At 70.1% G+C, this 9708-nt stretch carries 6 protein-coding genes and 2 CRISPR repeat arrays; of the genes, 1 reads left to right on the top strand and 5 read right to left on the bottom strand.

Features of this window, described 5'->3' with window-relative positions; translation table 11 throughout:
• Positions 1 to 17: 17 nt before the first annotated feature.
• Genes ACF1FZ_RS33765 through ACF1FZ_RS33785 form a run of 5 tightly spaced genes read right to left on the bottom strand, consistent with a single transcriptional unit; the run spans position 18 to position 5044 of the window.
• A complete protein-coding gene (locus tag ACF1FZ_RS33765; protein WP_391777188.1) occupies positions 18 to 740 on the bottom strand; it encodes a type I-E CRISPR-associated protein Cas6/Cse3/CasE in 723 nt (240 codons plus the stop codon).
• The gene (gene cas5e / locus ACF1FZ_RS33770; RefSeq protein ID WP_391777189.1) at positions 737 to 1585 is read right to left on the bottom strand and encodes a type I-E CRISPR-associated protein Cas5/CasD; all 849 of its coding nucleotides are present in this window, start codon (positions 1583 to 1585) and stop codon (positions 737 to 739) included. Before cas5e ends, ACF1FZ_RS33765 begins: the two co-directional genes overlap by 4 nt.
• Entirely contained in the window at positions 1582 to 2931 is a 1350-nt protein-coding gene (locus tag ACF1FZ_RS33775) for a type I-E CRISPR-associated protein Cas7/Cse4/CasC (RefSeq protein WP_391777190.1), read from the bottom strand. Before ACF1FZ_RS33775 ends, cas5e begins: the two co-directional genes overlap by 4 nt.
• Positions 2928 to 3509, bottom strand: a complete 582-nt coding sequence (gene casB, locus ACF1FZ_RS33780) for a type I-E CRISPR-associated protein Cse2/CasB (RefSeq protein WP_391777191.1) — start codon at positions 3507 to 3509, stop codon at positions 2928 to 2930. The genes ACF1FZ_RS33775 and casB overlap by 4 nt, the downstream gene beginning before the upstream one ends.
• The gene (locus tag ACF1FZ_RS33785; protein WP_391777192.1) at positions 3506 to 5044 is read right to left on the bottom strand and encodes a type I-E CRISPR-associated protein Cse1/CasA; all 1539 of its coding nucleotides are present in this window, start codon (positions 5042 to 5044) and stop codon (positions 3506 to 3508) included. The genes casB and ACF1FZ_RS33785 overlap by 4 nt, the downstream gene beginning before the upstream one ends.
• A 302-nt stretch (positions 5045 to 5346) precedes the next feature.
• Positions 5347 to 6290: a CRISPR direct-repeat array (repeat unit 29 nt; unit sequence CTGCTCCCCGCGCATGCGGGGATGACCCC).
• 449 nt (positions 6291 to 6739) lie between these two features.
• Here ACF1FZ_RS33785 and ACF1FZ_RS33790 point away from each other — a divergent pair.
• Entirely contained in the window at positions 6740 to 7027 is a 288-nt protein-coding gene (locus ACF1FZ_RS33790) for a hypothetical protein (protein WP_391777193.1), read from the top strand.
• 1378 nt (positions 7028 to 8405) lie between these two features.
• A CRISPR array of direct repeats spans positions 8406 to 8979; the repeat unit is 29 nt; unit sequence CTGCTCCCCGCGCCCGCGGGGATGGCCCC.
• Positions 8980 to 9708 lie beyond the last annotated feature (729 nt).

Consider the following 9708-nt stretch of genomic DNA (forward strand, 5'->3'; position numbering starts at 1 on the left):
GCAACGCATAGTTGCCCTCAGCGGGCCAGCACCAGTCCGCAACTGTAGGCGCGTGCGTGGCCGAGGCCGTTCGACAGGACTCCCACCAGGGTTTCCGGGTCGGTGACGGTCAGGGAGCCGCGGATCTCGGCGCGGCCGATCCGGACCGGCTTGCTGCGGTGGGCGCTCGAGACCGTCGGCAGCATACGGATCCCCAGGGCGTCCGGGTCGGCGGTGGCGCCGATGCGGGCGACGCCGTCCTCGGCGTTCGCCGGGTCCCCTTCGGCCTGGAGGCGCCGTGAGAACCATCGCTTCACGTGCTCCGGCGTGGTGTGAGCGGTTCGTGTGCCACGGGCCTTTTCCGAGGCGGGTTTACCCGACGGCCTGCTGCGGGTCGGGTTGACGACCGTACGGAAGCCGAAGACTTCGCCCGCTTTGAAGGTGCGGTCGACGGTGATGATGTGCGGGGCGGCGGTGAAGGCCTCGCGCGGTATACGGGCCCAGTCACCCGGGATCCTGGACTGCACGACCAGGACGAGGGCCGCCGCCTTCAGGTCCACCGACCACGTCGACAGGACACCCATCTGGGCGCGCGCCTCCGGGTCGCCGTCCTCGACCCAGCCACGGAAGCCGCTCATGACGGTGCGGTGCATCTCCTGGGCGTCGACCAGGGATTTGGCGACCAGGGGGTGGCGGGCGTTCAGCGAGAGGACGGAGTGGGTGGCGACGAAGCGGGCCGTCGAGGCCCGTGTGCTGTTCACGGGATGATGTCCCATCCGGTTGCGGTCGGTGCGATGGTGATGCGCGTACGGGCTTCCCAGCGCGTGACGTGCGCCCGGTGGGCCGGATCGAAGCTGACCGGCTGGTCGTTCACCTGCAACGCCCCGCGCGTGCCCGATGGCACCTGGACCCAGGCCCAGGGGCGCCGGCCCGAGGAGTCGGGTCCGTCCGGGCCAGGGAGCAGGAGTTTGGCGGCGAATGCGGTGGCGACCGTGCCCGGGAGGATCTCCGCGGCCAGGGTCCCCGAGGGCGGACAGGACTTCCGGCCTAGCCACAGCAGCCGCTTCGGGTGCTCCAGGGCGTACGCGATGTCCTCCAGCAGCGCCCGGTCCTGGTGCTCGAGCCCGACGACGAACGCCGCGTCCGACAGATACCAGCGCTCCGTGATCATCGCTGAGCGCGACAGCTCGGCCGAGACGAGAGCCCCGGAGACAGGGTCGGCCGTGATCTTCTTCGGCGCCCCGTACCAGCCGGCCAGCTCATGGTGTCCGAAGCCCGGTCCGTCAGCCGCTGCCATGCTCGCGGCGACGGCCGCAGCACGCCGGTGGTCGGTGATGACGTCCCGCGGCCGCAACGGGAACCGGCCGGCGCCGACCGTGTGGTAGTCGCGCACCGGCGTCCCCGGATGGTCGGCGCGGACACCGAACACGAGCGTGGCGAGGTCGTCCACGGGGTCGGTCCTCTCCCGGCCGAGGGCCGCCGCGCACAGGCCGATGACCGCCGACTTGGTGGGGCGGATGTGCGTGTCACGGTGGGCGAACCGGCTCGCCACCCCCCAGGACTGCAAAGGTGCGGCGAGCCGCACGAGCAGAACGTGCGTGGTCACGCCGTCAGCTCCCCGGGCGAGGCCACGGTCTCGGCGCCGGTGTCCTGCAAGGTGCCGAGGAGTTCGTCGATCTGCGGGTCGTAGGTGAGGACGCGCGCGCTCTGGATGTCGGGCCGGCGCCGGCTGACGAACGCGTGGTGCTTCAGCAGCCGCCTGACCGCCGCCGGTCCGGCGGGGCCCTCGCCGTTCTTGTCCAGGGGGTTCTCGTCGATGGGGGCCTGGAAGGCAGTCGCGTAGTTGTACGGGCGCTCACCTTCGAAAGCGAGGACCAGGGCCGGCAGCGAGCCGGTGGAGGCGGTCGAGTTCTTCTTCGCTTCGGGGAAAGCGTCGACGAAAGCGGTGACGAACTCGGCCTCGGCCGCGACAGACGCCTCCTCGGCCTCCTGAACGGTCATCCCGGCCGCCTGGAGGTTCCTGCGCAGTCGCAGGCGGTCGAGGACCGCGTGCCGGTAGAAGGTGCCGGTGATCAGGGACTGGTAACCGGTCATGCCGGCGCCGGCGTCATCGGCCGCGTCGAGGAAGTCCAGCGCGTTCTTCTTGCGGTCGAGCTTCGCGTCGTCGGCCGCGGCGTAGAAGTCATCGACCTGCTCCGCCTCGTGCACGGTGAAGGCATGGCTGCTCTGGACGGCGCCGTCGACGTTCGGGGAGTCCGCGATCTCGGCGAGGAAACGTCCGTACAGGGCGATGTCGATGGCGTCGCGCGGGGCGAGCGCGGTGAGGACCGCTGCCCGGGTCGCCGCCGGCACCGCGGGCAGTTTGGCATCGGACGCGGGGGTCTCGTCCGTGTTCGGCTCTTCCTGTCCGCCGTTCTTGCGGGCGCCCTTCTTCCCCTTGGCCGCGGCCGCCGCAGTCTGCGCTGCCAGGTACTCCTCGGTCCAGGACCGGACCGACTCGGCCTGTTCGTCGATGTGCGCGGCAATGCGGGTGCCCGCGTCCGCGGGGGCGAACAGCAGCACCTTGGTCAGGTTCGCGACGGTCTTCTTGCCGGGATCTCCGAATTTCAGGCCGGTGGCCTCGATGACGGCGCGTGCGGTGCGCACAGCTTCTTCCTCCTCCCAGCCGTGCTCGGAGGCGAGCGCGCGGGCGGTGATCAGCGCCCATTCACGAGTCCGGAGGCCGGTGCTGCGGCCGGCAAGGGCGCCGAGGCCCGCGTTGGCCCGGTTGCGGGTGTGGACTCGCTCGGCCCTGCGCCGCGCCTGACTGGTGATCATGTGCCGTTCGGTGCCGCCGTAGACGATCGACTTCGGCGCCCCGTTCTCGTCACGCACGGGGAGGACGGCCACCAAGGTCTCCAGAAGGTGCAGGGAGAGGAACTGGCCGCCGGCGGAGGAGGCGTTGCTGGTCACGTGGTGGAGTCCTTCTGGAGAGAGGCGGCGGCAGTCAAGGAGGTGGACCGTTCGGCGGGAATGCGGGCTGGAGGCATGTGGAAGGCCACACCCCACTCATACGGAACGCGGGCTTTGCGGTCGTGCCACCGGTTCAGGTCGTCGACGAGCCGGGCCCAGGACGGTGGCTGCTGGTCGCAGGCCCGCAGACGTGCGACGGCGTGCTGCAGATGCCGCCAGGGAACGCGACGGCTGGACACGATCCGGTCGACCAGACGAGCTGCACCCGGGTTGTCCGGCCCTCGCCCGGTGCCACTGCCGATGCGGCGGGCGGCCTCGCCCAGGCTTCCGTACCCGAAGGCCGGCTTCGACCGTCCTTGGTGGTAGACGGCGAACAGGAAGGCGACCTGGCCGTAGACCTCACGCTGGGCCTCGGTGGGGCTGTACCAGAGGGCCCGGAAGTGGGGCTCCCGATGGACGCGGGGACGCCGTAGCTCGGCGAGGCTCGCATAGTCGTGGTTGTGGACGAGGCTGGCGAGCCAGGCCGTGAGCGCGGCGCTGCTTTCACTGGTACCGGGACCTGCGCCGGTGGTGGTCATGAAGTCTCCCCTCGGAGTTCGGCCGGGGCCTTCGCCATGGCCAGCTCGTCGTCGAACCGCCGCAGAGCGGCGGCCCGGGCCTTCGCGCCCTGCGAGTTCCTCGGCAGCGAGTCGAGGCACTCGGTGAGGAACCTGCGGGCGGCGGTGGCGACGGTGGCCGCGTACTCGTGGAGAGAAGCCTGGACGTCCTCACCCAGCGTGGTCTCCTCCATCAGCAGATCGAAGGACTCCCGCGTCGCCGCCCAGTGCTGACCACGGGCGTCGAAGCGCGCAATCTGGTTCGTCTTGTCAGCCGGCTTGGGGTTCGGATACGCCACGGTCCAGGCCGCGTACGCCGCCTTGGACAGAGCGGACGCCACGAACTCCGCGATGTCCGAACCGCGGTAGGAGGCCAGGTACAACCGGGCCTCCAGGCCGGGGGCGAACGGGAAGGTTCCGTCGACCCATGCGATGGCTGTGGTCTGCTTGGCCACGAGCCCGACCGTCCACAGGTCGATGCGTCGCGCGGGCTGCTGGCCGGGCTCGGGGGCGACGTCCTCGGCCGGGAAGAGCGCGAGCCTCCGGTACAGGGTGCCCCCGTCGTTGCCACCCGCTTCGGAGCGCGCCTCGGCCACGGCCGCGTAGAGGGCATGGGCCTGCCGCCAGACGGCGCGGGTCGCCGAAGCCCACAGCGGCTTGCTGGTGCCGTCGGCCTTCTTGGCGTACACGGCGTCCTGCAGATGCTCATCCGTCAGCGCGAGCAGCTCGCCCGCACCGAGCAGTACCCGGTCCACGTGATCCCCCGCTCGGGTCGGACGGAGCAGGATCGACCGGCCGAGATAGCTGTGCAGGTCAGCCGGGCCGGTGACCGGGCGGCCGCTCGGCTTGGCCTTGAACCCCCGACGCTCCTTGCCGACGGTCCAGGTACGGTTCAGCTCCCCCGGCGACCCGGAAACCGGAGCCAGGTTGAGACGCAGCGTCTCCCCGAGGCTGACCCCGAGCGCGAGCACCCGGATCCGGGTGCCGAGGCGGGTGGCGGCGAGGTTGGTGATGGTGGCGCCGAGCGTCTCCTTGCCGGAGATCCTGGCGCGTCCGGCCGGACCGTACACATGCTGGGTGAGCATGGCCCGAAACGCCTGCGCGACGGGGAGCGGGCTGGGGTGCTCCAGATGGTGATGGTCGAAGAACTGGTTGTAGTCCCCGACCCGCTCGATCACCAGCTGCGCCGGCCCTGCCCCGTGCTCGTCGAGGAACGGAGCGAGCAGCGCGTTCTGTCCCAGAGGCTCCACAGGATGGAACAGGTCCCAGACCTCTTCTCCTGGGCGCTGGGCGAGCCACTCAGCGGCAGGCCGGAGCGCGTCCTTCTGGTCCACCCAGGCAGGCCACTGCGCAGCCGACTTCGGATACGTGCCGGAGGCGTAGCAGATGGCGATCAGGAACTCGATGACCGCGACCTTCTCACCCGGCGTGGCGCCTTCCACACTCCGCACAACGTCGGCATCGTGGAGCAGCTCCACCAGGCTCAGATCGACGAGCCGGTCGTCGAGGGTCAGCACCGGGATACAGGGGGACTCCCGGGGATCCCATCGGGGGCGTGTGGCCTCGATGCGTACGGCGCTTAATTCATCCACGCTCTTTCGCTTCCCCCATGCTCATAACGGTTGCCTGATCGAACGAGACAGGACGCTAGCAGCCTGAAGTCTCCGAAACGGTAGATTCCGCAAATCGCCAAATTCGCTGCTTGTACCAGCAGTTGAAGGGTCCGCTTGCCGCTGGGAACATATGCTTGCTGGGACACTGCTGGTGCACAACAGCTGTCTCGAGTGACGAACTCGCAGGGCGGCAAGGGGTTCCCTGCACCCGACCCGCGTCCGCGGGGATGGTCTCGACCAGCGGGCGGTGCAGACTCGGCTGAAGGTCCGCGCCCCGCGCACGCGGGGATGGTCCCCTGATGCGTCGGCCGATGACGACGCTCGCGGACTGCTCCCGCGCACGCGAGGATAGCCCCATCCGGGACAAGAGCGTCACGATCACCACCGGCTGTTCCCCGCGCCCGCGGGGATGGCCCCCTGTCCGCGGACGCGCTGCTGGCGGCCGAGACCAGATCCCCGCGTATGCGGGGATGACCCCTCGACCTGCGCACACGTGGCGTCGGCGAGCGCCTGCTCCTCGTGCATGCGGGGATGACCCTTACGACGCCGCTGCGGTGGTCATCACCACCGGGCTGCTCCCCGCGCATGCGGGGATGACCCCCGGGCCCCGCCCGAGGCGTCGTAGGCCGCCCGCTGCTCCCCGCGCATGTGGGGATGACCCCGTGGTGCTGACCGGACCGCCCCGGAGCGCGAGCTGCTCCCCGCGCATGCGGGGATGACCCCGGCACCACCGAGATGCAGGGGATCCTCACCACCTGCTCCCCGCGCATGCGGGGATGACCCCGACGGTGCCACCGGGCACTACGACGAGTGCCCCTGCTCCCCGCGCATGCGGGGATGACCCCTGCTCCGAACCGGGCTGTCGGCCCGGATGGTCCTGCTCCCCGCGCATGCGGGGATGGCCCCGTCACGATCGAACTCAATGACCGTGTACGCCACTGCTCCCCGCACATGCGGGGATGACCCGAGGTACGTGGCGCGCGCCTGGCCGTGGTCGGTCCGCTCCCCGCGCCTGCGGGGATGACCCCGGGTTCGCGCCGAGGACGGAGGCGGGGCCGGCCTGCTCCCCGCGCATGCGGGGATGACCCCGTCCAGGTTGCCCGACCGCAGACGGAACTTCTCTGCTCTCTGCGTATGAGGGGATGGCTCCGGCCTCGCGCATCCTCGCGGTGGTCGGCCGCGCCGGGGGAGGGTTCGGGAGCTCGCGGGTATCTGGCTCCCTTCCGGTGTACCGAGCGAGCATTCCACTCACCAGACGCTTTACGAGGGGGCAACCGGTAGCACCGTCGCGGCATCCGTTCAAGGTTTTCAAGCGGCACGAATCGTGTGCCGCTTGAAAACCTTGAACGGATGCCGCGACGGAAATCTGGGACCCCTCGACCCGGGGGTTGCGGCGCTTGCCCCTCGGTGCTCGAAGGTGCTGCCACCACCCCGCGACCTCCGTTCGTCAAGCGTTCGCGAATCCTTCCCGTACCCCGTCAGAGACCCCTTCTGGGGCGGGTTGGAACGGATTTTCGCAAGAACTCGATCCGGCGGCCTGGATCGCGGACTGTGGCTCCGCGCTCACCCGGAGCGCACCGAATCGAAGGAGTGTTTCCCATGACGACGACCGCACCGGACGCCACGACCGCACCGGCCCCGGCCTCCGCTTCCCCCGACCCGGCCGCCCCGCCGGCCCCGGTTCCCGTTCCGCCGGCCTTCGCGTCGCGCCGGTCGGTGTGGGACCTGGCGGTGGCGGTGGCCGTGCTCGCCATTGCCGGGGTGTTCTATGTCCTGCTCGACCGGCCCGGTCTCAGGGAGCCGTTGGATGCCCTGGGGTCGGTTGTCGGCGGGGTCTTCACCGCGGTTGCCTTTCTGTGGGGCGCCTCCCACATGAGGCGGTCCTGACGGCGTGGTGAGTTTCCGTAGTGAGTAGGGCGCTGCTGTGGTGAGTTTCCCGGACGGCCACTCACCACAGCAGGTCAGCGGCGGTATCACCACTCACCACGGGGGAACCGCGGCGTTCCGCCCCGTCTGACGATCCGCCAGGAGTCCGGCGTAGCCCCCCCGCCGGGTGGTGGGCCCGCCGGCCTCCCGGTGGGTCTCTGAGGGGCTCCTGGCGGGTTCGACAGCATCACCGACACGATGAGCGACACGATCACCGACGCTATGGCCGACGGTATGACCGACACCATTACCGACACGTGCTCGGAGCCGACCTCCGCATAGCCGCAGGTCAACCACCGGTTTTTCCGTGGTGAGTGCTCGGACTTCCCCTCTTCTACCTGGCCTCTCCTGCTGTGGGGGTGGATGTGGACGGCTGGTGGGCGGGCGTGGTCGAGGGGAAGCGGGCGGCGCTGCGCTGGCCCTCTTGTTGGCCCGTCGCCGGGTGCCGGGCCGTGCTGTGGTGGTTGTTGTGGGTGTGGGGTGTGGTTGGTTTTGGTTGTTTTGACGGTTTCGGTGAAAGTGGGTTGGTGGAGGGGCTCAGTGTTGTAACGTCGCAGGTCAGGAAGACTGCTCCCCGCGCGCGGGGATGGCCCCAGGCAGGGCCGCCCCACCCGCCCAGTGTCCACCTGCTCCCCGCGCGCGCGGGGATGGCCCCACCGCGGCGGCCAGGCGACGCTCGACCGATCCCTGCTCCCCGCGCGCGGGGATGGCCCCGTGCACCGGGTCGGTGTGCTCGCCGGGTACACCTGCTCCCTGCGCCCGCGGGGATGGCCCCTGGCTGTTCAGCCGGTCGAAGCCGGGTGTGCTCTGCTCCCCGCGCGCGCGGGGATGGCCCCCCCACGGCTCTGCCCGCTCCACCAGGGCGGCTGCTCCCCGCGCCCGCGGGGATGACCCCGTCGTCAGCACATTGCCTGTACCCAGGGCGAGCTGCTCCCTGCGCCCGCGGGGATGGCCCCTGCCCGGATGCCACGACACCGGCCCGGGGTGTAGTGGCTGCCGTGGGTGGGGTGGTGTAGATGGTTTTGGTTGTTTTGCCGGTGTTGGTGAAAGTGTGTTGGGGGAGTGGTGGGGCGTTGTAGCGTCACAGGTCACGCAGTCTGCTCCCCGCGCATGCGGGGATGACCCCTGTGTCCCCCGCGGCGGAGGTGATCTGGGCGTCTGCTCCCCGCGCATGCGGGGATGACCCCGTGGTTCGCTCCGAGGGCTCGGGCAGGTCGAACTGCTCCCTGCGCCCGCGGGGATGATCCCCAACGGATTATGAGTCCGTCGGCTGCGAGTTCCTGCTCCCCACGCGTAGGGATGATCCCGGCAGTGGGTCGACGGCGAGTTCTGCCATCATCTGTTCCCTGCGTACGCGGAGGTGACCCGGTTTTCTCTCCGATGCCGGCGCCGAAGATGCCCTGCTCCCCGCGCCCGCGGGGATGGCCCCCGCATGGACGCCCGACAGGGCATTGTGCATGACTGCTCCCCGCGCCCGCGGGAATGGCCCCGCGACAGAGTTCAGCAGCCGGTCGGCGTGGGCCTGCTCCCCGCGCACGCGGGGATGGCCCCGAGCGTGGGGGCGTGAAAGACGGCTGACGGCACTGCTCCCCGCGCCCGCGGGGATGGCCCCACGCAGAGCTTCCACGACGCTGAGACCCAGCTCCTGCTCCCCGCGCCCGCGGGGATGGCCCCGGCGAACGCGCCTGGGCGTGGCCAGCCACCGTCTGCTCCCCGCGCATGCGGGGATGACCCTCCTTGCGGAGAGGCCACACTTACCCCCTGGGACTGCTCCCCGCGCATGCGGGGATGACCCCAGCTTGGCCACTCGGTCTGCCTCGCGCTTCATCTGCTCCTCGCGCATGCGGGGATGACCCCGCGAAGTTGAACTTTTATCGCGCCCGGCTCCCCTGCTCCCCGCGTATGCGGGGATGGTTTTTTATTTCCATCTGCCGTGGATTGGTGGAGCGTTTTGGTGGGGGTGTGGGATGGTTCCAGTATTGATCTTTCCCGTGTTTTGAAGCACCGTCACAAATGTGCCCCGCACGTATTGTTGCGCCCTTTCGAATTTCCCACGCTGTCCTGACTGCCCGTCCGGTTGTGGTCTTTCAGGGGCCCGGTCACCTCCTGGCCCCGCATCCGTCCTGGCATTCGTGCAGGTTTCGTGTCCTGTGTCCGGGGCCGGGTCCTCCCGGCAGGGGGTGGCATGGATCCCCAGACGTTACACAGGCCCGTGAAGTGATGCAGGGGTGTCACCCGGTTCCGCCAACCCAACATGCTGCATCACATACCGTCACCTCAGCGGTAGGCCACAACTCGTGATCCCACCCGCCCCCGCAAGTGATCCACCACCCCGGCCACCCTTCCCATCTAGCCAGCCTCCGGCGGAGCCGGAGAGGGCCCGGGAGCGCAGCGGACGGGCCTTTCCCACCTCGTTCGGGACACCTCCACTCAGTGGGAGTGACCCAAAGCGGGTGGGAAGCCGGAGCGAAGCGCAGGCGCCCGTCCCGGAGGAGCGCAGCGGATCCGGGATGCCACGGCATAGCCGTGGCACCGACCGGAGCGCAGCACAGGGAGGCCGGCCCGCAGGGCCGGACCCGCCCGCCGCAGCGCGGCGGGTCTCTCTTTCCCAGCGCGCAGCGCTGGTGTACCCGCTCCGCGGG

Origin of the sequence: Streptomyces sp. NPDC014623, from assembly GCF_043088245.1 — a bacterium.
Taxonomy (GTDB): Bacteria; Actinomycetota; Actinomycetes; order Streptomycetales; family Streptomycetaceae; genus Streptomyces.